The organism is Nostoc sp. CALU 1950 (assembly GCF_051172895.1).
In the GTDB taxonomy this organism is placed as follows: Bacteria; Cyanobacteriota; Cyanobacteriia; order Cyanobacteriales; family Nostocaceae; genus Nostoc; species Nostoc edaphicum_A.
The window spans coordinates 1-24,333 of record NZ_JBDNJQ010000133.1; the positions used below are offsets into that span (position 1 = coordinate 1).

Below are 24,333 nucleotides of genomic sequence, written 5' to 3' on the forward strand. Positions count from 1 at the left end.
AAATAAATAATTGATGGATAAATTCCCTGTAGAGACGGCGATTTATCGCGTCTCTTGCCTTAATCAAACCGTATTGATTTATAACACTAATAACTCAGACATAATTAAGAGATTTATGTCGGAATTTATGGAAAATCCCAGTATTTTTATTCTCGGATTTAAACCAGGTTTTGCAATGTGATATTTCAACTGAGAAATATTGAGATTTTACTTAGTTTGAAAGATATTTTGTACCATTTTTTTGTCGGTATTTGCTGCTGCACTATCCAACTCTGCAATCTCACTGGCGTCTAATTGCCAACCCAACGCACCAAGATTCTCCCTCGCTTGTTCAACGCTCTTGGCTCCAGGAATGGGAATGGTTCCTTTAGAGATGCACCAATTAATTGCTACCTGTGACATGGTTGTGTTTCTAGACTGTGCCACCTCTCGCAAACATCCCAACAGCGATCGCATTCCTGGTAATATCTGCCTAAATAGCAGACCTCGGATGCCTTTGGGCAATGGGCCTTGCTCAGAGTATTTTCCTGTCAGTATTCCCAAAGCTAGAGGGCTGTAGGCGATCAATTTAATTCCGAACTCATCACAAAGGTCTTTGAGCTTGAGTTGAGTGACAGGATATGTAGACAACAGAGAGTATTGAACTTGCAGAGTTGCAATCGGAACGCCTCGATCAGCAAACTTTTTCTGCACTTTCTTAAGCCGTTTCGGCCCATAATTGGATAGTCCCACTCCCTTGACCAATCCTTGCTCATATACATCGGCAAGACCATCTAACAGCCCTTCCTCTTGCCAAGGGGCATAATTCGCTGTAGACCAGTGCATCTGTACCAAATCGACATTTCTTCCTAGGCGTTGAGCAGATGACTGGCAAGCCCTTACCATTGATTGGCGTGTCCATCTCCACGGGTAAGCAGCAAGCTTAGTAGCAATACAAATATTTTCTTTGTTTGAACCTACATATTCACGGTTGAATCGTCCCAGGAGTAACTCACTGCGACCATTCAATCTCCCAGTTCCATAGGAATCACCTGTATCAAATAAAGTTACACCGTTGCTTACACAAAGGTTAAAGACGGCTTGCAACTGGTCATCCATACTTTCGTCATATCCCCAAAGCAGTTGATTGCCCCAGGCCCAAGTCCCGCAGCCCATACTTGGGAGGAAGAGTTTTTGGAGAGTCTGCATCTTTGCTCTGTGTAGATTGCCTTATTAATTATCAGGCATTAACGCGCGGGTAGTTTGAAAAGGGCGACTAGAAGTCGCGGCTACACAGACAAAACCCGCCTGCGCGGGTTAAAAACCTTCATTTCTCGTTAGTCCACGCAGGTGGACTTCTCTGCGAGACGCTGTTCGCGTTCGTTTGTGTAGTAGCGAATTATATTTGCCCAATACTTTTCAAACTCCAAGAACAACGTTGGTGATTAAAACAGACATTTACTATATGTACAAATTTAATTGACTTAAATTAATGAAGGATTCGCGGATTTGAGAATTTGGAAAGGGTGTAGCTTCAAACTGTACCACTCCAATTGCTTCAACCATTTGATTATTGTATTTTTCTACTTCATCTGGCGATCGCAACGATTGTTTATTCCAAGATGCGAAAATGCTTACTTTGGTGTCATCCTCAAGCACAATTTGCGATTTTGTATAAAGTCCTTGAAAACCTGGAATTCCAGTAGATTGCGGGTCAGGTTTCCAGGTTTTTGATGTGTAACGTCCAATAAGTTTGACCTGTTGATGATTGAGACGAAGTAAATCAGCACGTTTTTTGACTATTTCCAATTTGTTTGTAGGAGCTTGTGGATTATTGACAGCAGTTTGAAAGTAACTGAGGTACAAAATGCAGGACTCACGCATCAGATATAAAGCACTGCGACTGACTCCAGGTTATTGTACTTACCAATAACGAGTGACTGCATAATTATCTAGCACTGCATCCACGCTAATGATCGGAATCTTTTCTGTGAGTGCTTGGGCAACCAAAAGCCGATCAAAGGGATCTTTATGATGGAATGGCAGAGCCACGATCACGGCTGCATGAGCAACTTTAATTGGTAATATTTCAAATTCGTTAACTTGGATTTGATGCTCCATCCACGTTTCAAAATTTCCAGGAATTTGATACTTACCAATACTAACTTTGATAGCAATTTCCCAATAGGAAGCAGGACTGAGCAAGATATCATTGAGGGGATCGACAATCAAATCACAGGCGACTTGACTAAGGGCGCGATCGTTGAGTACAAACCAAAGGAATGCCTGAGTATCGAGCAAAAACTTCATGGCATGTAGTCGTGAAAGTCTTCCAAGTGGGTTTCGTCTTCAGACAGGATGGTTAGGGTTCCGATCGCACTACCGGGCTGGCGAGGCTTGCGGGGTGGTTGGAGTTCGCCAATCAGTCTGGCGACAGTGCGATCGCCGGAAAAAATCTGTACTTCTTCACCGGGTTGCAGACTTGCAATCAGTTCGGGTAAATGAAGTTGAGCTTCTGTTAATGGAATCCGTATCATTGTTTTGTGCTTCTATGCGTTAGCCTTTCGCGGAGCGTCTCGGAGAAAAGGCAATGGCTCCGCCATCGCTCTTGCTTAATTTTACAGATATCTATAAGATTTTTTGATCGTCTGTTGTAAGGTTATTTGGGTTTTGGATGCGATCGCAATTTACCTGTAAAGCAGTTACGATCAGATAGTTGAGCCTATAATTAGAATTCTTAGGGAGACTCCAAAGCATGAGTGAAACTGCCGAAAAACTTAAACTCGAACTTTCTCAGCTTTCTACAGAAGAACGTGCTGAAATTGCCTACTTTTTAATTCATTCTTTAGATGAGGGTATAGATGATAATCTAGAAACTGCTTGGGATACGGAATTAACTCAACGGTTGGAGGATATTAGTAGCAAAACAGCTATTGGAGAACCATCATCTCAAGTTTTTTCTGAGTTACGAGAAAAGTATTCGTGAAGTTTATTGTTATCCACACCGAGAGCTAGTAAGGAGCTTGACACTGCAATAGCTTACTATGAAGCTCAAAAAGTAGGCTTGGGACTAGATTTACTGTCTGAATTGGAAAAAGTTATTCTTAAAATTCAGCAAAACCCCAATTTAGGAACCCCACACAAGATTGAAGGAATACGTCGTTATACTATTCAACGTTTTCCCTATCTGATTTTTTATACGGTGCTTGAAGAAGTGATTTGGGTTATTGCGATAGCGCATGGTAAGCGCAAACCGAACTACTGGAAAGAAAGAAATATTGAAATTTAATAAAAAAAGACTCAAAGAAATGACAGATCCAGTTATTGAATGTGTTTTATTGAACTGAGTTTAGCCTTACCATCGCTGAGTGCATAGCAGTCAACCGCCGAACAATCTGGTCAATCTCTAAATCTAATATGCTGTAATCAATGACTGCCTGACGGATAGGTGTATGTCCTTGATTGACATCTAGCTCTTGTATCCGGGCTGTACGCAGTGCTTGCAGGTGCGGTTGAATTTTTCGCAGCGTTGCTTCTAAGTCAGGTAAAGGCGGTGGGGTAATTTCCTGCTGTATTGAATCAGCTAACTGCTCTAACAGTAGCGAAATTTGGCGGACAAAGGTTTCTAATTCTGGGAGTGGTACAGTTCCTCGAAAATGTTCGAGATGTACTGCCAAAACTGTCACGGCGCTAGTAAAACGTCCTATGTACACCAGCAGCGTCATTACTGGTTCTACTAATTCTTTGTGCATTTGGGGTTCGCGTAGCAATCCTTGGAAGGAGGCTTGAGCATTGCCGATTGCTAGTCCAGTTTGTCGCCGTTGACTGATAATTGTAGAGTCAGGCTCTTTTGTCCCCTGATAAACAGCCATCACATCCCGAAAGTAGTTGTGACATTCTCGCAGTGCAGTGGCGAGTTGACTGGGTAAGCGATCGCGTTCCCGATTTGGCAATATAAAATAATGACTCGCAAAAGCTAGTCCCGCCCCAATTAATGTATTCAATATGCGAAAACCAGCAAATTCCCAACCAATGGGATGACCAATATCAATAATTAGTAAGACAAATATTGACAAAAAAACCACCGAATACCCATAGTTGACACTGATCAGGGAAATGCCAAAAAAGACTGTCAGCAAAATGATGATGTCTAATACAGGCTTACTGCTGATAGTTGCAACGATGACAGCGGCTAATACAGCTCCCAAGATTGTCCCGCCAACTCGCTGGAAAAACCGCTGAAAAGTTGCACCCAAGTTCGGTTTGAGGACTAGCATGATTGTCAGTGTCACCCAATACCCCATTGGTAAATTGGTAATGCTGTATAAGATTACGCCTACAGTTAGACTCACAGCTATGCGGAGAGCATGGCGAAAGATTGCTGAGTCTAAGGTGAAGTTTTCTTGGAGTAAACTTAAGAGCGATCGCTGTTCGTCTTCAACTAACAGAAGTCTATCTACATCTCGGCGATTCTTTTTGCTGTGATCTGCCAGAGATTTCGCTGTCTGAGCCGTGTATTGCAATTGCTTGATCAGCTTTTCGATCATCAGCACTAGGTTAGTGAAAGCAACGAGAGTTGTGTAGTCTGTCTCACTCCCAGCAATTGCTTTTCTTTGCAGACTTTCTTGTTCCTTTAGTGCCTCACAGATACGCTTGAGATTTCCCAGATCGATGCTGGCAGATTTGCCAGAGATGACTTTCGCTATGGCTTGGAGAATGACTGATATTTGTTCGAGTGCATCGTCTACTAATTGCTGGACTGCTTGATATTGATGTTGTTGGAAGTGAGTTTCAAGTAATTCGGTTAAGGCGATAACTGAACCAAGTAAGCGATCGCCATCCTGAATTAGCACTAACAATTGCTCATCCATCCAACTCCGCGCTGGCTGTCCAATTCTGACAGTACCTAAAGTAGTCCGTGCTGTCTCTAATGCCTGTCTAATTTCGAGAATCTTTTCAGATGTTGCTACTTTACCTACAAAAGCCTGAATGTAATTAGCGATCGCATTTAAGGAATTAGCCAAAGCTAACCGTAGTGGATCATAAGGTCTAAATGGCCACATTACCAAAGAAAGTAGCATCGCCCATCCACCTGCAATTAGACATAGCAGCGATCGCATGAGTGCAGTTTCCAAGTTTCCTGATTGTGCGATCGTGGTAACAAATGATATCCCTAGCACCAGTCCGACATTTGCACCAGCATTACCGTACAGGGACGCAAAACCGGAAGCAAGTCCCCAGATAAATGTCAGCACCACAGCTAGCGCTGGAACTCTAGCGACTATAGTACCCACAAATACTGAAACAGCCATTCCCAAAGTAGCCGCCGCCATCGCCTTAGCTTTGATCTGGTAAGGGCCACCAACATTCGCAAAGTTGACAAAGTAAGCCATCAAACCGACAAATAATCCGCTTTCCCTTTGGTTGATGAGTTGCCCAATTAGCATGGGAACCCCTAACGCTAAAGCAGCTCGTAAGCCGTTGGATATTGCTGGCTTTCCTGGCTCTGACTGGATCAGAATCTTGAGGAAATTACTTCGATTCAACTGCATTGTTTTTGTTAACAAAACAAAATTTTTATCTGGATTTTCTTCATATTCTGATATATTCAGATTTATTTTAATTCATATTAGATACATGAGAGCTTTTGCAGAAACTTAATCTTAGGATGCACATTTTGCCAATTTAGAATTCATCCTTAATTCTTCGTTATACAGATATAAGGTTTACCGATAACAACAGTATAATTGCTGTGATTAGCGTATAAAAAGCCTTGTCTGAATGCAAAGAGCTTTAGTCAAAAGTGATGGCTCTTCAGTACTTGTTATGCTAAATTCCTGTGATAAAGCCATGAAACCCTTATTTAGCAATGCAATTAACATTGTTTACTAACATTTTAGGATTTTAGCAATGATTTTGGCTTTTAACCTTATCTTTTAAGCAAAATTTTGATGTTTAACTAATAATTTGGCATAACAGGTACTGAAGAACCAAAGTGATATACATCAAGACATATCAATAATCTTATAGGACTCATATTTGATTTCTGAAAAAACTCAGTACAACTAAGAAGCCTTCTTGACTGTTGCCTGTTGCCTGTTGCCTATTGCCTATTGCCTGCCTACGCAAATTAGTTCAGAAATCAAAGCGGATTCCTATAGTTGTTTATTGCTAACATTTAAAAAATATTAACAACAAAACAAAAAAGTTAAAATAATGTCAACGAATTTGATAGAAAAAAATACCAAATCTGTCCGAAAGTAGGGATAATTTTGAGAAGACAAAAACAATAAAAACCATTTAATTGGATAGGGTTTGATGTCGATAAACTGTTCCAACTTCAGGGGAGGATTCATAAATGAATCCTCCGGTGGCATAAACCTGAAGAGAAATCGATTGTGAGCAGATAAATCAGTGAAATAGACAAAAAGTTAAGCGCGAGGACATAGAATTAGTATGGCTAACAACAGTGCAATCACCCCAGCACGACGCTTGAGTGAAAAGTTACCTTCACCGCTCAAGCGTTTGGCAGATTTGGCTTATAACTACTGGTGGAGTTGGAGTGGCGATCGCATCTCTTTATTCCAAACAATTGATTCCCAGGAATGGGAACGTTGTGGACATAACGCAGTGGCAATTTTAGAGTCTGCAAGTTACGAGCGTCTGACCCAATTAGCAGAAGACCCGTTTTACTTAAAGCAGATATCCGCCCTAGCACGTGAGTTTGACCAATACATCAACCAGCAAGATACTTGGGTCAGTCGAGTTGCACCGCAAGTATCTGCATCTCGCCCTATTGCCTACTTTTGCGCCGAATTTGGCATCCATGAGTCCCTACCCGTCTACTCTGGCGGCTTGGGAATTCTCGCCGGGGATCACCTGAAATCATCATCAGATTTAGGTGTGCCGTTGGTTGGTGTTGGCTTGTTGTATCGCCAAGGTTATTTTCGGCAACGCTTGAACCGCCACGGTTGGCAAGAAGATTATTATATTGATAACCCCTTCCAGCAGATGCCCCTGGAGTTAATTAAAAATGACCAAAGGGAACCGATTACTATCCAGCTACAAGTTCGCCAGCGATTTGTGAAAGTGCAAATCTGGCGAGTGCAAGTTGGGCGAGTCACATTATATTTATTAGATAGCGATCGCAACGATAACGATCCCATTGACCGCTGGCTAACGGGACACCTATATGGTGGTAACTTGGAAACCCGCATCGCCCAAGAAGTCGTTTTGGGAATTGGTGGTGTTCGCGCCCTACACGCTTTAGGAATTGAACCTTCTGTCTATCACCTCAACGAAGGACATGCTGCATTTTGCACCTTAGAAATTGCCCGCTTAGAAATTGAACGGACTGGTAAATCCTTCTACGACATCGAAGCCAAGGTGCGGAACAGTTGTGTATTCACCACCCATACCCCCGTTCCTGCCGGTCATGATGTCTTCTCCCCCGATTTAATAGATTCCTTCTTTGCCAGCTATTGGCCGCAATTGCGACTTTCTCGTGAGCAATTTTTAGCATTGGGTGCAAGGCGATTGGGCGATCCTTGGGAACCCTTTGGGATGACCGTTTTAGCATTACGGATGTCTCGTGCTTGCAATGGCGTGAGTGAATTGCACGGTCAAGTTTCCCGTAAAATGTGGACAGTTCTCTATCCGCAGCGATCGGAAGACAAAGTACCAATTGGTTACATTACCAATGGCGTTCATGCACCCACTTGGACTGCACCCCTGTTAGGTGATTTATATAACGAGTATCTGGGAGAAGACTGGAAAAATCGCACCGTTGATCCCAAGATGTGGGCTAAAGTTGATGACATTCCCGACGAGGAACTGTGGTCACGACATCTTATTCTCAAAGAAAGATTGATTGCGTTTACCCGTTATAAGGTGAAGAAAGCACGGGAGTTGCGTGGCGAAAATTATGAACTCATTCAAGCAACAGAAAGCTTACTCAATCCCAACGTTTTGACTATTGGATTTGCCAGACGCTTCAGCCCTTACAAACGCGGGGATTTGATTTTGCGGGATGCCCAACGCGCACTGAAGATTTTTGGCAATCCTCAACGCCCAGTACAAATAATCTTTGCAGGTAAAGCCCACCCAGCCGATGAAGAAGGTAAGCGGATTATCCAACGCTTGATGGAGTGGTGTCACAATTCTGGGATTATTAACCGAGTCGCCTTTATTGAAGATTACGACATTTACACTGGTCAAAAATTGGTGCAAGGTGTGGATGTTTGGTTAAATAATCCCCGTCGTCCTTTGGAAGCGTCTGGTACAAGTGGGCAAAAAGTCTGCTTTAACGGCGGTCTTAATTGCAGCGTTTTGGACGGCTGGTGGTGCGAAGGCTACCAAGCAGGGCCAGATGGTAAAGGAATTAACGGTTGGGCAATTGGTGAAGATGCTCATACTAGCGATCAAGAATTGCAAGATGGGATTGATTCGCGATCGCTTTATCAGCTGTTAGAAGAAGAAATCGTTCCTTTATACTATGACCAAGATGCCCAAGGTATACCCCATCGCTGGGTGCAGATGATGAAAACATCCATTAAAACGAATGCGCCGTTATTCAACACCGACAGAATGATTGCCGACTACGTTTCACAGGTGTATGTCCCAGAGATTTCTAAAAGTGTGGAACCGATTTTAGCTAAAGTACTGCTGTAAAGGGAATTGGGAATTGGGAATTGGGAATTGGGCATGGGGCATTGGGCATGTTAAAGAAATTTTTTCCCAGTCCCTAATCCCCAATCCCTAATCCCCAATCCCCATTCCCCTTCCCGAAAGCGATAAGATCAAAAATAAATTCATGCTGTGTTTATGGCAACCCAACTCAGCCAAGCCAAATCACCAACAGAACTGGTAATCTCTTGGGAAGCCTTACCCAAAGATTTTCAACTAGAGGATGAACCAGTGGAGAATACCGGTCAGCCACTTTTGGCTGGTGCTTTGCGTGAAAGCTTAGAAATCAGTGGATTCATCCAACCGCAGATGTTGATAGCTTCCAACTTTGGTCTTTGTGCGACAGTCAACGGGCAATTTATTGCCAAAGCACCTGATTGGGTTTATGTACCGTCGGTTAATGAAGTTGTGGGTAATCGCAAAAGTTATACACCCAATTTAGAAGGAGATATCCCTGCGATCGCTATCGAATTTCTATCTGATACTGAGGGTGGAGAATATTCAGTCAAGCGAACCTATCCACCAGGAAAATGGTTTTTCTACGAGCAAATTTTACAGATTCCCATCTACATAATTTTTGAACCAGATGGCGGTTTACTAGAATATTATCAACTAGAAAATAAACGCTATGAGTTAGAGCAACCCGACGAAAATGGGCGTCATTGGATTGATGTAATGGGCTTATTTTTGGGAACTTGGCAAGGAACAAAAGAAGCGCGAACTGGTTATTGGTTGCGCTGGTGGGATCGAGATGGTAATTTGTTACCGTGGGCTGTAGAACAGATTGAACAAGAACGCCAACATGCCGAACAAGAACGCCAACGCGCTGAACAAGAACGCCAGCAAAAAGAACGGCTAATTGCTTATTTGCAATCTCAGGGTATTGACCCTAATAACTTACCCCCGTTTTCGTAGAGGCAATTCATGAATTGCCTCTACGATAATCATCCGATTGTGCAAAAAAACTAGTTTGCTATGGCAATCCTGAATCATTCATCAGAAACAAGATCCCCGACTTCTTTGAGAAGTCGAGGATCTGCGGGTTGCAATTTTCACAAATTAAATAGGATTGTTACAGAAATCCTAAATCATTTCTGACTAGATATTCATCACTCTGGGAACATCTTTTTGAGTTTCAAGATAACAGTAGAGTTAGTTATTTTCCACTCTTCCCATGCATTTTGAATAGCTTTTTTTTGTTCTTGGGTTAACTGCCAAGAAAGCGGGGGATTAATTTTACCACGAGGGAATTTAATCGGAATATGCGTAATTTCTACTCCTTTCTGACAAGATTTATCTTTCAAAAATTGCTGCAATTTTTCCTGTTCATCATCCTTGTATCCACATTTGTACTTGTCTGTCAAGAGTTTTATATTTAATGCGTTACCTTCATTTTGCGTAGAACTACGAACATTTAATAAAGCAAGCAATGAACCAATAACTTCCATCTGCCATCCGGGAGCGCCTTTTTCTTCTTGGAGATTTTCATCATCAGGAAAAGCATTTATTTGGATTAAAATAACCTTTTTTATTTGGTTACATCGCTCAGATTCTAATAAATTATCAAGTAAGTCTATGCTAGTACCAATACCAAAATTGTCGAAGTAACCACCATCACCTATATGATAATTCCATGTAGTTTCTTGACTAGGACGACACACAGGAGACACATAAGGGAAAGTAGCGGATAATCTTGCGGCTGTCGTCACATCAATATCATATTCTGGATAAAGGGTATTAAAATCTATAGATTTGCAATCCTCGTGTTTACTAAAAGTCATTGGACTAACTAAAAAACGCCGTCCATCTTCAACTAAAGTTGCATTAAAAATAGGAATAGGAATAATTCCTTGGTCTATTTTATCGCTCCAACTAGCTAAAGTTGCATTGGGATTTTTCATTTCCCCTTTCCAATCTATTTCGATAGCTGTACCACGGTCTTGCTCAGTTGCAGTATTATCCTCTTGCGCTTTTGGTACGACAAAAGGGAAACCAATAAAACGCAGTAAATCTGGATAAGCTAATCCCCAAGCTGTAGCATCTAAACTATCTTCTGTAGCGCTTTTAAAAATCTGTTTTAATTGATTTTCTTCTGGATAACCTTGCTCTCCAAATCTATCCAAATAAAACATTGTTCCAACAGAACCACCAGAAACCGAGCTTATCCAACCAATGGCTTTGGTAAATTCAGATCCAAGTTCTTCTTGTAAACCAGTCAAAACTTTAGTTGTCCATCCAGATGCTTGAATACCTCCACCACTTGCACAAACTACAACTAAAGTTTTATCTTCACTTTGTTGATTATTCAGCCGTTGAGAGATAATATTAATCCACTTTTCTTCTGTAGGTTTTAACCAATTATTCTTTAAGTATATTTTGTAAAAATGATCTACCTTAAAAATAGTATAAGAAGCAGATGAAATTGCTAAAAATAATAGTAATGTGGGAACGCGAGATACGTCGTTAAAGAAAGAAATTCCTCCTATCCACACTACCATTATTGAAAGAATAAGAGTAATATAGAAAAGAGCAGGAACTTCAAATCTATTCCTGATTGGGCGAGGTTTAAAAATTAAATAACCCAACCCATAAACAATTAAGAGAAAGAGAGAAAATACTGCTATTTCAGCAATTCCATAAGACAAATCACTACTTTCATCAATATAACCTCTTTGTATTCTTGCTGGTAAAAAAGAAATTATTTTCAATAATACCTGTTCTAAAATTTGATTGGATTTAAAAAATATCTTGGCAAAGTGAGTTGTTATTATCAGGAAAGCTCCTGCAACAACACCAAATATAATTCCCCAGCCTTCCCAGCTATGATCTCCTTCTTTTATTTCTTTCTTGGAAAGCTGAGTTGCCTTTATGGCAATCGGAAGACTTAAGATAATAGCGATTAAATATTGGAGAAATTCTGGAATTCCTTGGTGCTGAGGTACATCAAAACGAAGATGAGAATTATACAAAATGATATCGAAAACTTCTATCGTAGCTAGTCCTGCTAAAACTGCGCCTCCAATCACTAAAACCAATTGATTATTAGCGCGAAGTATAAACAAGTTTTTCAGCATCGCGGATAAACCAGTATTCACTGAAATTGTTGGCAATAACAATAGCAATAAGCCAACAATTATAGGTACTCGGAGAAAGAAAATATATTGCAATACGTTGTAAAAGTTTTGTAGCATTAAACCCAGAAATGCCAGTCCCACCCACAATAAAATACCGTTAAAAACCTGTTGTTTTTTCTTCATGACAAATTTCTCTAAATATACAAAGAGTTAATTATTCATATTGGCTTATATCTTGTACCCAGCTTTAATTTCAACGAGAGTAAAAGGGAAAGTAATCAATCTACAAGATGTTTTACTTCACTCAATAACAGTTAATATTAGAGGAACACGATATAAGCCAATAAAGTTTGATACACAAGAACATATCAAAATTCCGCAAAAGATATTATAAAGTTATATTTAGTTAAGTTTTAAGTAGTAATACCAATTTGAAAAAAGAATGCGACAAATAGACCATTTGTAGAGACGCGATGAATCGCGTCTTTACCCAAGGATGTGTTGTAATCATTAATTGAATTGGTATTAGTAGGTTTTATCAGTCAACGAAATAATGCGGATTGTAGCGATCGTGCTTTCGGACTGATTGATAAATCTCGGTTAATCGCCTGGATTCTTTCATTAAATACAGCAGTTTGCAAGTAACTGAGGTACAACTGTAAAGAGTTTCTACTTCCTGCCTCAAAACCCGTAACTTTGTACTTCATGCAAAAGAAAACTGCTGTATATATTTTTCCAGGCGTTTACCTTATTTTAATCTTCAAGTATCTCTAGTAATTTCGCCTCGCTTAACTGCATAATTCCCAACGATATCGCCTTTTCTAATTTAGAACCTGCATCTTCTCCTAGCACCAAATAATCTGTTTTCTTACTCACTGAATCAGTTACTTTTCCCCCAGCTTTTTGAATCAAAGCCTTCGCTTCATCTCGTTTTAAGGTTGGTAGTGTACCTGTAATTACGAAAGTTTTACCTGCAAATTTTTGATTACCATCACCAACTGTTTTTGTTTCCTCTGTGGCAGTTAATTGTAATTCTTCTGCTTGCAAGCGTTCTATCAATCTTTGGTTGGCGTCAATCCGAAACCACTGGTACACAGATTGAGCAATTTCAGCACCAATACCGTAAATGCCTTCAATGTCTGATTGTTTGGCTGTAGCTAACTGGTCTACTGTGAAATACTTCTGAGTCAACAATTGAGCATTTACACTGCCAACGTGACGGATGCCTAAACCATACAATACCCTTGACCAAGGTTGATTTTTTGATTGAGCGATCGCATCAATCAATTTCTCTGCCGACTTTTTCCCCATCCTTTCTAATGCAGATAACTTCTCTGCTGTCAACTCATATAAATCGGCAACGGAATGCACCAATCCTTTATCAACGAGTTGATACACCAACTTTTCCCCCACGCCTTTAATATCCAAGGCATCACGACTGACCCAATGTTCAATAGAACCTTTGAGAATCGCCGCACAGGAAGCATTAACGCACCGAGTCACCGCCTCACCTGATTCTCGCACCACCAATTGACCGCAGACTGGGCAATGGGTAGGCATAACAAAGGGTTCGGTATCAGCGGGACGCAATTCTTTGATTACCCTCACCACTTCTGGAATGATTTCCCCAGCTTTGCGGACAATAACAGTATCGCCAATGCGGATGTCTAATTGAGTAATGCGATCGCTATTATGTAATGTCGCGCGGGAAACTGTTGTTCCCGCCAGTTGCACAGGACGCATCTCGGCTAACGGTGTTAACGCCCCCGTTCTCCCAACATTCACAGCAATATTTTCTACACGGGTGGGTGCTTCTTCGGCTGGGTACTTCAAAGCGATCGCCCAGCGGGGAAATTTCTGCGTAAATCCTAGCTGTTCTTGAAGTTTAAAAGAATTCAGCTTCACTACTACCCCATCAGTCATGTAGGGTAAATTCAGCCGTTCCGTATCCCAGTATTCATAATATTTTGCCACTTCTGCGATTGAGGCACACAGTTTGTGGTTAGGGTTGACTCGAAAACCCATTTTTTCCAACAACTCCAACGCTTCCCATTGGGTATTAGAAATACTGGTGTCATCTCTACCAGGAATGTGCAGAGTGTAGCTAAAGAAATCTAACCGCCGTTTAGCGACAATGCGTGAGTCTAATTGCCTGAGTGTACCAGCTGCGGCATTGCGGGGATTGGCAAATAATTGCTCACCTGCTTTTTGTCTTTCCTCGTTAATTTGTTTAAAAACTTCCAACGGTAAAAACGCCTCGCCTCGCACTTCCACCCTTTCTAGAATTTCTAACCCTTCAAAATTCAAACGCAAGGGAATTGAGCGAATTGTCCGCACATTTTGGGTGATATCTTCACCCGTCACCCCATCACCCCTAGTTGTCCCCCTAACTAGAACGCCATTTTGGTAGGTAAGAGCCAAAGCAGAACCATCAATTTTCAGTTCAGTGACATATTCCACTGATTCTATTTTTGGTAATTGTCGCCGCCAACGCTGATCCCACCCTTTCAACTCATCGATATTGAATGCATTCTCCAGACTGTACAAAGGGATATTATGCCGCGCCGAGGTAAACTGCGTTGCTGGTCTTTCACCCACGCGCTGAGTCGGACTATCGGGTGCTGTCAACTCTGGATATTGAATTTCCAGTTGTTGTAATTCTCGATATAGTTGGTCATAGACTGCATCTTCCATGATTGGAGTATCTAAGACGTAATAAGCATAGCTAGCTTGTTGCAATAACTGGCGCAATTCTTCTGTGCGCTTTACTTCAGGCTTAATCTGTGTCATTGAATTATTACAAAATATCAACGAATAAAATTTAAAGATGATCGAACCTGCTGTGTTTGGATAGGCTCGACGACCGTCGTCGGGCAAAGGTACTTTATATAAAAATCGGGTTTGGCTAATAGTTTGCCATTAGCAGAGGTACTTTGGGCAAACACTAGTACAGCTTGGCGGAAGTTCGCCTACCTTTAAGCAGTTGCCTGAGCAACTTGTCTAGTTAATTGAGATGTTAGCTAGATTTTCGCCAAGCTGTACTTAGAGACTTTTCCAGGTTACTTAATTTAATCCCAATCGTTCCATCCATCGGTAGACTTAACATTTTACGTGCAGCGCTTCGTGACAATAAATCATTGTTCGCTGTGAGACTTGTACCGCCGACAGTATTTTCACTTAGGTTTTTTAGACATCAAATAGGATTCTTATAGCCATTTTCAATCGGGTGAGGTACTGCTATGCAAATAGACCTAATCCCCTAACCCCCAACTCGTCGCGGGAAGGGGGAACAATTCAAAGCCTCTCTCCTTTTAGGAGCTACGGTGTACACACAAATCATCTGATCCCCCTAAATCCCCCTTAAAAAGGGGGACTTTGATTCTAATTCCCCCCTTTTTAAGGGGGGTTAGGGGGGATCAAAACGCTGTTGGGCAACTTTTTTCGACTTGTGTGTACACCGTAGCCTTTTAGGAGAGAGGAATGGAAGTGAGGTCAAAATTGTACTTCACGCTTGTCGAGAACCACTATATATCTTAAATAATTTATATACTACTTTTTGAGGATAGCTTGAATTCCACTAAAACCATATCTGCGGCAACAGTTCCATTAACGCGATCGCGCATTAATTGACGAGAGAAGATTTTCCAAAATAGACTAGGATCTTTTAGTATTGCTTGGAGTAGTCTCAACTTCGATACTGTTTGATTTTTACCAAATTTAGATAAACTAAAATTATTTGCTGCTCGTGCGATCGCAGAATTTGCAGGTGGCATATAAAATTCTATCTCACAGCCTAGTTGACGTGCTAATTCTTCGTAAGATTTTTTACTAAAACGTAGTATATGATGTGGTGGATGATTTAATATATCAAACCAATCTGATTCAACTGACATTGGTGAATAAGGAGTACTAATCAAGATACTACCCATCGGTTTCAGAACAGAAAGCATTGATGCAATAAATTCTTTTGGTTGGCTAATATGTTCTAAGCAATGAAAAGACAAGACATAGTTAAACTTTTCACTAGAAAATTTATTGTAAAAACTCTCAATTGTTTCACAATAAACTTCAAATCCTCTTTTCTGACATTGGTCAACAGATTCTGGAGTTGTATCCAAGCCAACTATACGAGTATTTGAAAGTTTTTTAGCAGCAATTTCCAGAAAATTACCTCCTCCGCAGCCCACATCTAAGACAGAAATCGAATTTTGTCTTTCTCGCTTTTTTATTTGCTCAATTACAGCAAACCATTCCCATCTAGATTCTGGATAATAACCAACTCTTGTAGTAACCCATTGATAAAATGACTGGCTGCCTGCTTCTAAAGGGAAAGCATATTCAAGCGAGCAATTTTTACATTGCTGGATTTCATAGTCTATGATTTCAATTTTTTCTGGAGGCTTTTCGGCAAAATATTCTTCTAATTCGCTGACAATATTTTTTTGAGATAATGAACGAATATGGATGCCATCATGGTTGCAAACAGGACATTTATTTGAAAAATTTTCAGACATAATAAACGTTGAGTGATCTATTTATTGATGTGTTTACTTAGAGTTTACTATGCTTTTTATGCTCTACTAGGTTTATGTTTTCCGTTATGTGTTAATATCTTTCTCTTTAATATGCCAGTTTTTTGAGGCGTGGAAAGTATGAATAAAATTTTGCAAAATACACCTCCAATTATTATTGCACACCGAGGTGCTAGCGGCTATCGTCCAGAACATACTTTAGCTGCTTATGAATTAGCGATCGCACTAGGCGCTGATTATATTGAACCTGATTTAGTTTCCACCAAAGACGGTGTTTTAATTGCTCGTCACGAAAATGAGATTTCTGAAACCACTGATGTTGCTAGCCATGCAGAATTTGCTTACCGTCAAACCACCAAAATAATTGATGGCGAATCGAAAACTGGCTGGTTTACTGAAGACTTTACCTTGACAGAAATAAAAACACTACGAGCCAAGGAGCGAATTCCACAACTGCGATCGCAAAATACCACCTATGATGGACTCTTAGAAATTCCCACGCTGCAAGAAATCATCGATTTAGTCAAGGTTAAAAGTGCCGAAATTAATCGTGCGATCGGTATTTACCCAGAAACTAAGCACCCGACTTACTTTCAATCTATTGGGTTAGCCCTAGAAGCACCTCTACTTGCAACTTTGACAGCCAACGGTTATCAGGGCGCTAATGCACCTGTTTTCATTCAGTCTTTTGAAGTGAGTAATTTACAAGATTTATCTACAAAGACTGATTTACCTCTGGTGCAATTACTAAATGACAGTGGTAAACCTTATGATTTTGTCGTTAGTGGCTGCGTAGGCGAAGCCCGCCGTAGGCATCGCACCTATGCAGATTTAGCAACTGCATCAGGTTTAGAAGAAATTGCTAAATATGCACAAGCAGTTGGCGTTCATAAAAATTTGCTGGTTCCGAGAGACAGCAATGGTAAATTGCGTAGACGCAAAGCGGCTTGTCGCCAGACATCGCCTACATCTTTAGTCACAGATGCTCATGCGGCTGGTTTGCTGGTTCATGTCTGGACTTTCCGCAATGAAGACTGCTTTTTGCCCCTAGATTTTCAAGGAAATCCCCAAGGGGAATATGAGTTATTTTTCAGCTTAGGCATTGATGGCGTATTTAGTGACTATCCAGATACGGCCTTTGCTGTCACTGAAAACCCTCGGTTTAAACTTGGTTCCCCATGAAATTCGAGAGCATAAAATCAATTCGCAATTCGCAATTCGCAATGGGCTAACGCCCCGCTCCGCTAACGCAATTAAACTCAGACAGACACTCCGGGGTGGGGTTTTGACCTATCTTGAGATACAAGGATTTTTTCGCCCACAAGGGGCAAGGTTTTGAACCTTTACTTTTTTGATAAAATCAAAATTGCAGTAATACACAATAAGATTCCCGAATGATTAAATAAGTCGGTAATCTGAGATTTAGCATTTTCACAAACTAGTCATCACCTGAGCTAATTGATTAGATAAATCAATTACAGACTCCTGGCATTTTTTAAATAAAACGCCAGCTAGAAAATAATAATCGCCAGAATAAAATGCCATCTTATTTTTTCGGAGTTTTTCGATGTGCTTCTTTACCTTGGGATCAGAGCTATAGTAGCCGAACTGCAAAGGTAAAACCATGAAGTTTTGAACAGAATAACCATTTTCTTTCGCGAGGTTTAGCGTACTTGTTGGATTAGAAAAACTAGATATTAAAACCAACACATTTTCATAACCTAACGATAAAAGCTTGTTGGTAACTGTAGCTCCATCTACGCCCCCAAATAAAAGTGGCATATAAATATCGCTATCTGGTGCGGGTAAATATGGTGGATTGGCTACAAGGTAATCGGCATCGGGTTGAGAAGAATTAAACAAAGATGAATTATGGATAATGTATTTATTAGTGAGATCGTATTCATCGATGGTTGAATTTGCGACTTTCCATGCAGAAGTATTTAACTCAAATCCCTGAATGATTCCATCAAACTTATTTCTCAATAAAGAATTAATTACAGGGCTGCCATCTCCTGAACCAAACTCAACAATAGATTCGTAATTTTTACAATTTCTGAGAACAAAGTTTTCTAAGCAGTTTGAGTAGAAATTAGATTCTTCAGGACAAAAAAAGATATCTTTCATTTGACTACAATTCAGAGCTAAGGTATAATCAATCTAGTAGGAGGTTATTTATTACCTTGTAATTAAGGCAATAAAAAACTGTTCCTTTAGAAAATGGCTGCTAAAGAAATTTATTTGCAGGTGAATTAGCAATAAAATGACTTATGAATGTCAAATTAAAATGCTAAGAATAACCTGCGATTTTGAAATTTTAATTTTTGGGATTTCTCACAAGAGAAAAGTGGCTTATTCTGCTTGGTGTATTGATCGCACAACAGCAGCACCCGCGCGATCGCTTAGAAGTTTCTGTTGGTCGTACCCAAGCACCAGTTCCCACGCATCATTGGGATATCGTTCTGCTAATGGCAAAGCCACATCATCTAACATCCAACGGCCGTGGCGTTCATCTTCCCTAATGTGTAGTTCCCAATAACCCACCGCTACTTCTGAAAGTCCCAGTCGTTGCGCCGCCACCAGATAATTCTTGTAAACCGCAGGGCCAGCCACTTCAAAATAGGTCAACCCGCCGCTATAACGCAGAAAATCGCGTTTGCGCTCAGTCACCAGGAAGTTATGATTGGTAGAAGCCAACACTTCCCAAGGTACTAAATCGAAATATGCCTCTGGTTCAGTGTTCATCCCAAATTCAGCCAGCATTTGAGCAAAAAATGTCGAGTGCTTGCGAGATAAACGACCATTGCCGTATTCTTCTATGAGTACCCGCATCAGCGTACACTGCACTTCATTAGCAGTACCACCCAAAATCCGGGAAAGATGACTCGCTTCAACCAAGCCATCAAAGGAGCCGATCGCTAGCAAGTGACGATAACCAGCTTCAGTCATTTCTTCACGAATGTAGCGGCTACTCTCCGACATAGGCGGATCTAAATCGGCAGATGTGCGCTCAATTAAAGCTTGCTTTACATCCAATTTTTGTAGTGCAGCCACATCAATTTGTGCGAGTTCCCAATTTTGCCAAGCTGCTTCAATTTGGTCACGACATGAGTACAAATACAGCGATCGCTCGTTGGTATAATTGTGCAAATCATCGTACCAAAACAGCTTTAGGCGATTAATTCGATAAAGTATACGTTGCAGAAAACGGTGAGCCTGTTCATCAGAGCGATCGTTTCCATACGCAGCACGAATTGCGGTTGAGAGCGCCTGTTCAAACTCAGTGGCTCTTGAAGGCTTGACATCCAGTTTATGATCCAAATCCTCCATTGCCAGCAGTTCTATAAATTGCTCCTCAGCACGGTCATACTTGGTAATTGTTCTTTCTTCAGTTTGCGTGCTATTTTTCGCAGCCCCAGCTTTCGGAAATATAACTAAATTGCTTTGCATGGAATCTTCGGTAGCTTTGGAAAAGTGATAAATTACTTTCACCTCTAATATCTAGGTTTCCACACCAGTAGCTTTCTGTACCTCTTTCCTTGGTTATAAAGAAAAATTAAGTTTAGAAAGAGAAGGATTAGTCCCCAATCCCCAATCCCCAATCCCCAATCCCCAATCCCCAATCCCTACGGCGCTTCCGTCCGTTGCTCAATCGCCTTACTTGGCGGAATCTCTTCAAGAGGAATCAGCGCTTCGATCACCGACTTGACAATTGGCGCAGCGACAGTAGAACCATAAGCACTTTCTCCTTTTGGCTCATCCACCAGTGCGAACACTACATAGCGAGGAGATTCCACCGGTAAAATAGCCACAAAGCTGGTCATTCTAGCACCCTTGATGTAGCCGCCAGAGGGACTAGCTTTTTGGGCTGTACCAGTTTTACCAGCAATCCGATATCCGGGAATTTGTGAAGCCTTCCCGCTGCCGTCAGTAACAACAGTTTCCATCATTTCCACAACCTTTTGGGCTGTTGCGGCTGAGAAAATTTGGCGTGGTATAGTGCGATTGGGTGAATCATGCATCTGCCCTTTGGTATCAATCAACCCTTGGACTACATGGGGTGTTACCAACTTACCGCCATTGGCTAAAGCACCGTGCATTTGCACTAGCTGTAACGGTGTCATAGAAAAACCTTGCCCAAAAGAAGTAGTAGCTGGTTCAATTGGCGAAGCGATAAATTCTTCTTGACTTTTGAGCCGACCACTAGCTTCAAAAGGTAAATCTGTATCAACTTTTTGTCCTAGCCCCAAGCGTTCTAGCCAGTTGTAATAGATTGAAGGCTTTAAGCGTTGGATAATTTTCACCATACCAATGTTGCTAGAATTTTGGAGGATTTGGGCAATGTTGATTTGCCCATAACCATTGTTCATAGCATTTTTAATCGTGTAATTAGCTACTCGAATAGAACCGGAGTCATTAAACACATCATCGGCTTTGATCACACCATTTTCCAGAGCGATCGCCACATTCAAAGGCTTAAAAGTCGATCCCGGTTCATAAAGATCAGCTACCGTCCAGTTTTTAAATAGCGAGATATTAGCTTTACCATATTCATTAGGGTTATAAGTAGGTTGAGAAACGAGGGCGAGTAAGGAACCATCCAACGCATCCATGACAATTACCGCCCCACGTTTGGCATTAAACTTATCCATTTGTTGTTTGAGCGCAACGCGGGCAATTCGTTGCAGACGACTATCAATAGTGAGTTGCAATCGCAAATCATCAAAATGCAAAAAACCTTCAGGGGCATGATCAGGCATCAGTGAGCCATCACCCGACCGACTGAGCCGCACTGTTTGCACAGGACGTTCTAGCAACTTCTCTTGAGAGTATTCCACACCTGCTTGACCACGACGGTCAATATTCACATAGCCCACCACATCAGCAACCAAATCGTCTGGCGGGTAAAATCGGGAGTATTTTTGAGTCCATTCCAGGCCATTTAAGCGCAAAGAGATGACGCGATCGATCATTTCTTCTGGTATGGCTGGGGCGAGTATAATTCCGCTTTTTTTGCTTTGAAACGTTTTTACCAATTCAGCAGTATCTTTTGCCAATATTGGGGCAAGTCGCTCTGCTATATCCTCATTAGACTTATCAAACAGCTTGGGATGAGCGTACAAAGTATACACAGGGCGGTCAATCGCCAACAGATTACTATTGCGATCTACCACCGGGCGACGAGGCATAAAAGGTCGCAAATTCAACATTTGCTGGCTGCGTGCCTGCTCAGTTAACTTTGGCCCCTTGACAATTTGTAGATTATACAATTTGACACCCAACCCCAACCCGGCTGCCATTAATACGCCCCAGACTATGAACATTCGAGACTTGGTGCTGGATGTTTGGTCTTGGATATTAGAGGCTAATCTTCCCAAAAGCCCTTGTCTATAACCCTTTTGTCGCCTTGTAAAAGCTGAATTCCGAAACTTTCTAAATTTTGTTCTGCTTGGTGACTTCTGCATTGGGTTTGTCCTTTGTCATTTGTCTTTTGTCATTTGCCACAAATCTGAGTCCTAATCACTAATGACAAATGAATAATGACTCTTAACCTTTTACCAATTCTCCAAAATAAAACTACAGATACAAGAGGTGGAAACTCAAATTGCAGCGTTTTTCATCTCTTTGAAGCACAATCTTCGCGATTACGAATTACGATTAGTATCCCAGTGGCGAGAGTGTTTGCTGTTGCGTTTCAGAACTTGGCGTTGTATTAGACGATTTTGGCTTAGGACTTAGAGATGCTGGAGGCAAGAAAATCATCCCTTGAGGAGTTGGTGAAACCAGTCCTGCTGTTGGTTGTTCTGCTTCATCAGCCATTTTATTTGTCAGCGTCGCATTAGTTGTCGTTAGCAGTCGCTCATGACGTTGGAGCTTTTGTAGTCTTCGATATGACTGACTCCAAAGCTCTTGGGAATATACTGTGCAGCCATAAACAGCAAGTGTCGATGCTACTAACAAGAACGCCAAAACTGACGAATAACGATGAAAGGTGTACAAGCGCAGCAACCACCCAGGTGTCGCTCCAGAATTAGGTGTTGTGGGGAAGCGAAGAAAACCTACCCCCGAACTCTTCTGCTTGGTACTCGACTGCTCATAAAGATTTGGCACTTTTTGTCTACCCAACTCTTTCACCGATTTGGGCATAACTGCCTCATTTGTGGGAGAAACCGCTAACTTTTTTGAGGAACGCCGTTGTCTTTGAGAGGATACTGGTGCGGCTTGGGTAGCTGATGTAGAAGCGCTCCGTGTTGCTGAGTCAGTAGGCGCAGAGCGTCGCCTCCCTAAAGAAAGGATAGAATTTTGCCAGAACCGATTACCTCTTGTAGAAACAGCAGATTTACGAGCAACTACCATAAATTTTTTAGATGGGAAATACTGTACTTTAGATTGATTGTCTAAATTGTCTTTTTTTGCTGAGGTTACAATCACCTTCGGTGCAACAAGCACACATAACAGACTACACTCTTTTAACTGTTCTGATAGGTAGCTGCACCAATGTTTCCAATCAGCGATTATAAACTGGACAGCCTACCTCTTAGGTATCGCACCTAAAGTATGGCAACGTCGGGTAGCAAGGTGCAATACTCCATGAAAAAAAAACTAAAATTTTTTGCTATGATAGCCCAGTTAACTATTAAAACTGGTAATTTTAGTTTTGCTCCTGAGTTAAGAGAAACTAATCAGATGGCTGTAGGATATACAATCCCAAACAGAATACCCCAAAGGATTGTTTTTTTTAATATGTAATCTTGTAACATTAAAAAAAAAGCAATAAATACGGTATCGTATTCAACAGGCGAAAAATTGTTCTAGCCACAATTGGTGAAAGAGGAGTTATGAAAACAAAAATCTTTGGTTTTGCTTTAATGTTAAGTCTGGCTGCGATTCTCGGAGCCTGTGAAGGTGGTGGCGGGCCTAGTCCTAGTACTCCCGCTCCTACAGGTGAACCAACTGATGCACCTCCCGCAGCTACTCCCCCAGCTACACCCGCAGCTACTCCTAAATAAGGCATCTTAAACTTTAGCGAAAGTGTTCCTCACTACATAGCTTGAATTAATTAGGCTCACACAAAAACCTTCATTTTTTTGTTGGTGTATCAGAGCCTAAAGTTTGTTCAAAAATTAGCTAAGTAGGGCAGGAAGTCAAGGACACTGGTAAAGAGGGTTACATCCTCAACCAAGTGTCCGCCGTAAGTTATTCCCAGATCAAACCTTCTTCCCAGCCCAAGGAAGTTGAGTTATGTGAATGTAAGGCATTTTGTAGGCAAAATACTTCCCTCACTGGGTATTTAGAATTGCTTAGACTACTGAGCTTTGAGATGGCAAAACAATTGCCTGCGATCGCAGGCAATTGCTCTTGAGCATTCCCCATAGTCTATTTCTTATCAGGAAAGACCTGGTAATATCACTTGATATTGCCAGATTTTTATTATTGGGAAAATTTGTAACTCTGGCAATTGGGCATAGGGTATGGGGCAAAACAGTTCCGAGTTCTGAGGAAAGAAGTGAGATTCCCAACTCAGCACTGGCTCAACGCCCCGCTATCCATCCATGTGCAGCACTTATAACTGGGCACTCTTGAGGGTTATGGGGCATAGTAAAAACAGATTTTCATCCTGCGTTGCGAACGTAGTTTAGGAGATGGGGAGAGTTAAAGCGAGAAAGGCAATAAAATTATTGAGCTTAATTGTAATTAGTGCAACATTATTTGTGCTAAACAGCTATTGGGGATCAACGGTAATAGCATTACCGCCGCCACAGGATACACCAGAAGAAATATTAAGGACAAAGATTATCATAGAAGCGCGATCGCCTATTGATGGAAAATTCCTAACAGCTGCCGAATATATCCAATTACAAGCCCAGCTGCAAGAAGTTCCGCCACCGAAACTAGACCCCAACATTCGGGATCAGATTTTCTTGCTTCGCTTACGTAAAACATTATTTCAGTTTTTCCCCTTTTTAAATTTTTGATAAATTACTCCAGTTTCAAAAATCAAGAGCTTTCCCCCATTCCCCATTCCCCATTCCCCATTCCCCATTCCCCATTCCCCATTCCCC

Annotated in this window: 21 protein-coding genes; 7 read left to right on the forward strand and 14 right to left on the reverse strand. The window is 41.3% G+C overall.

Going from position 1 to position 24,333, the window contains the following annotated elements; translation table 11 throughout:
• Nucleotides 1-207 precede the first annotated feature (207 nt).
• The 4 genes from ABF638_RS27655 to ABF638_RS27670 all read right to left on the reverse strand — a co-directional run bounded on the left by ABF638_RS27655 (nucleotide 208) and on the right by ABF638_RS27670 (nucleotide 2,516).
• Nucleotides 208-1,188, reverse strand: coding sequence for an aldo/keto reductase (locus ABF638_RS27655; RefSeq protein ID WP_435026087.1), 981 nt, complete (start codon nucleotides 1,186-1,188; stop codon nucleotides 208-210).
• A 252-nt stretch (nucleotides 1,189-1,440) separates the two neighbouring features.
• Nucleotides 1,441-1,863 carry a hypothetical protein gene (locus ABF638_RS27660; RefSeq protein ID WP_435026088.1) on the reverse strand — a complete coding sequence of 141 codons (423 nt, stop codon included), beginning with the start codon at nucleotides 1,861-1,863 and terminating at the stop codon, nucleotides 1,441-1,443.
• 39 nt (nucleotides 1,864-1,902) lie between these two features.
• Nucleotides 1,903-2,289 (reverse strand): type II toxin-antitoxin system VapC family toxin, encoded by a 387-nt coding sequence (locus tag ABF638_RS27665; protein WP_435026089.1) that lies wholly within the window; start codon nucleotides 2,287-2,289, stop codon nucleotides 1,903-1,905.
• The gene (locus tag ABF638_RS27670) at nucleotides 2,286-2,516 is read right to left on the reverse strand and encodes a type II toxin-antitoxin system Phd/YefM family antitoxin (RefSeq protein ID WP_435026090.1); all 231 of its coding nucleotides are present in this window, start codon (nucleotides 2,514-2,516) and stop codon (nucleotides 2,286-2,288) included. Before ABF638_RS27670 ends, ABF638_RS27665 begins: the two co-directional genes overlap by 4 nt.
• A 218-nt stretch (nucleotides 2,517-2,734) precedes the next feature.
• Between ABF638_RS27670 and ABF638_RS27675 the strand changes: the two genes are divergently transcribed.
• Entirely contained in the window at nucleotides 2,735-2,965 is a 231-nt protein-coding gene (locus ABF638_RS27675) for an addiction module protein (protein WP_435026091.1), read from the forward strand.
• Between the two features lie 6 nt (nucleotides 2,966-2,971).
• A complete protein-coding gene (locus ABF638_RS27680) occupies nucleotides 2,972-3,268 on the forward strand; it encodes a type II toxin-antitoxin system RelE/ParE family toxin (protein ID WP_435026092.1) in 297 nt (98 codons plus the stop codon).
• 46 nt (nucleotides 3,269-3,314) lie between these two features.
• Here ABF638_RS27680 and ABF638_RS27685 read toward each other — a convergent pair whose 3' ends face one another.
• Nucleotides 3,315-5,531: an FUSC family protein gene (locus ABF638_RS27685; protein ID WP_435026093.1), complete on the reverse strand. Its 2,217-nt coding sequence runs from the start codon at nucleotides 5,529-5,531 to the stop codon at nucleotides 3,315-3,317.
• Nucleotides 5,532-6,435: 904 nt separating this feature from the next.
• Between ABF638_RS27685 and glgP the strand changes: the two genes are divergently transcribed.
• Together glgP and ABF638_RS27695 are read left to right on the forward strand one after the other, a co-directional pair.
• Nucleotides 6,436-8,649, forward strand: a complete 2,214-nt coding sequence (glgP, locus tag ABF638_RS27690; RefSeq protein ID WP_435026095.1) for an alpha-glucan family phosphorylase — start codon at nucleotides 6,436-6,438, stop codon at nucleotides 8,647-8,649.
• A gap of 153 nt (nucleotides 8,650-8,802) precedes the next feature.
• Complete coding sequence (locus ABF638_RS27695) at nucleotides 8,803-9,579, forward strand: Uma2 family endonuclease (protein WP_435026096.1); 777 nt, start codon at nucleotides 8,803-8,805, stop codon at nucleotides 9,577-9,579.
• Between the two features lie 194 nt (nucleotides 9,580-9,773).
• On the opposite strand, the gene ABF638_RS27700 is transcribed toward ABF638_RS27695, so the two are convergent.
• The 4 genes from ABF638_RS27700 to ABF638_RS27715 form a co-directional block, all read right to left on the reverse strand.
• Nucleotides 9,774-11,921, reverse strand: a complete 2,148-nt coding sequence (locus ABF638_RS27700) for a hypothetical protein (protein ID WP_435026097.1) — start codon at nucleotides 11,919-11,921, stop codon at nucleotides 9,774-9,776.
• 359 nt (nucleotides 11,922-12,280) lie between these two features.
• A complete protein-coding gene (locus ABF638_RS27705; RefSeq protein ID WP_435026098.1) occupies nucleotides 12,281-12,445 on the reverse strand; it encodes a hypothetical protein in 165 nt (54 codons plus the stop codon).
• 46 nt (nucleotides 12,446-12,491) lie between these two features.
• Nucleotides 12,492-14,528, reverse strand: a complete 2,037-nt coding sequence (ligA, locus tag ABF638_RS27710) for an NAD-dependent DNA ligase LigA (protein WP_435026099.1) — start codon at nucleotides 14,526-14,528, stop codon at nucleotides 12,492-12,494.
• A gap of 752 nt (nucleotides 14,529-15,280) precedes the next feature.
• Nucleotides 15,281-16,252: a class I SAM-dependent methyltransferase gene (locus tag ABF638_RS27715; RefSeq protein WP_435026100.1), complete on the reverse strand. Its 972-nt coding sequence runs from the start codon at nucleotides 16,250-16,252 to the stop codon at nucleotides 15,281-15,283.
• Between the two features lie 138 nt (nucleotides 16,253-16,390).
• Here ABF638_RS27715 and ABF638_RS27720 point away from each other — a divergent pair, with 138 nt between their 5' ends.
• A complete protein-coding gene (locus ABF638_RS27720; RefSeq protein WP_435026101.1) occupies nucleotides 16,391-17,452 on the forward strand; it encodes a glycerophosphodiester phosphodiesterase in 1,062 nt (353 codons plus the stop codon).
• A gap of 249 nt (nucleotides 17,453-17,701) precedes the next feature.
• On the opposite strand, the gene ABF638_RS27725 is transcribed toward ABF638_RS27720, so the two are convergent.
• The 4 genes from ABF638_RS27725 to ABF638_RS27740 form a co-directional block, all read right to left on the reverse strand.
• Nucleotides 17,702-18,397: an SAM-dependent methyltransferase gene (locus ABF638_RS27725; RefSeq protein ID WP_435026102.1), complete on the reverse strand. Its 696-nt coding sequence runs from the start codon at nucleotides 18,395-18,397 to the stop codon at nucleotides 17,702-17,704.
• A gap of 225 nt (nucleotides 18,398-18,622) precedes the next feature.
• Nucleotides 18,623-19,720: an iron-containing redox enzyme family protein gene (locus tag ABF638_RS27730; protein ID WP_435026103.1), complete on the reverse strand. Its 1,098-nt coding sequence runs from the start codon at nucleotides 19,718-19,720 to the stop codon at nucleotides 18,623-18,625.
• Nucleotides 19,721-19,896: 176 nt separating this feature from the next.
• A complete protein-coding gene (locus ABF638_RS27735) occupies nucleotides 19,897-21,735 on the reverse strand; it encodes a peptidoglycan D,D-transpeptidase FtsI family protein (protein ID WP_435026104.1) in 1,839 nt (612 codons plus the stop codon).
• Nucleotides 21,736-21,928: 193 nt separating this feature from the next.
• Nucleotides 21,929-22,627 carry a hypothetical protein gene (locus ABF638_RS27740; protein WP_435026105.1) on the reverse strand — a complete coding sequence of 233 codons (699 nt, stop codon included), beginning with the start codon at nucleotides 22,625-22,627 and terminating at the stop codon, nucleotides 21,929-21,931.
• A gap of 482 nt (nucleotides 22,628-23,109) precedes the next feature.
• Between ABF638_RS27740 and ABF638_RS27745 the strand changes: the two genes are divergently transcribed.
• Nucleotides 23,110-23,280 (forward strand): hypothetical protein, encoded by a 171-nt coding sequence (locus ABF638_RS27745; RefSeq protein WP_435026106.1) that lies wholly within the window; start codon nucleotides 23,110-23,112, stop codon nucleotides 23,278-23,280.
• A gap of 187 nt (nucleotides 23,281-23,467) precedes the next feature.
• Here ABF638_RS27745 and ABF638_RS27750 read toward each other — a convergent pair whose 3' ends face one another.
• Complete coding sequence (locus ABF638_RS27750; RefSeq protein WP_435026107.1) at nucleotides 23,468-23,644, reverse strand: hypothetical protein; 177 nt, start codon at nucleotides 23,642-23,644, stop codon at nucleotides 23,468-23,470.
• A gap of 269 nt (nucleotides 23,645-23,913) precedes the next feature.
• On the opposite strand from ABF638_RS27750, the gene ABF638_RS27755 reads away from it, so the two are divergent.
• Nucleotides 23,914-24,246, forward strand: a complete 333-nt coding sequence (locus tag ABF638_RS27755) for a hypothetical protein (protein ID WP_435026108.1) — start codon at nucleotides 23,914-23,916, stop codon at nucleotides 24,244-24,246.
• Nucleotides 24,247-24,333: the final 87 nt, after the last annotated feature.